The sequence below is a fragment of the Saccharothrix sp. ST-888 genome (assembly GCF_000955975.1).
Classification (GTDB): domain Bacteria; phylum Actinomycetota; class Actinomycetes; order Streptomycetales; family Streptomycetaceae; genus Kitasatospora.
The window spans coordinates 1-364 of record NZ_JYJF01000534.1 but is presented as its reverse complement, the minus strand read 5'-3'; the positions used below and the strand labels follow the sequence as shown (position 1 = coordinate 364).

The following is a 364-nucleotide window of genomic DNA, read 5'->3' as shown; positions in this document are numbered from 1 at the left end:
GCCCGTGTCCTGCCCGGAGAGAAAGTCCGTCATGTCGGTCACCAGCGCCCAGCAGCCGGTCGTCAGCCCAGTAGTCCGTACTCGCACGAAGCTCGCCCAGCCGGCGCTGCTGCTGATGGGCATCGTGCTGGTCGCGCTGAACATGCGGGCCTGCCTGGCCGCGAGCTCGCCGATGGTCGGTGAGATCTAGCGGACCGTCGGGCTTTCGGCGACCGCGAGCGGCCTGAGCACCACCGGTCCGGTGCTGTTCCAGGGTGTCGGCTCACCGCTCACGCCCCGCCGGACCAGGCGTTTCGGCACGGAGGGGGTGGTACTCGGCGCGGTGCTGGTGCTGGGCGCCTGATTGCTGCTGCGGGTGCTGCCC

General features: G+C 70.6%; 1 protein-coding gene. It reads left to right on the top strand.

Annotated features, from left to right (window positions below; all coding sequences use genetic code 11):
* A partial coding sequence (locus UK12_RS40505; protein WP_231591495.1) for a hypothetical protein occupies positions 1–190 on the top strand: 190 nt, incomplete at its 5' end.
* Positions 191–364: the final 174 nt, after the last annotated feature.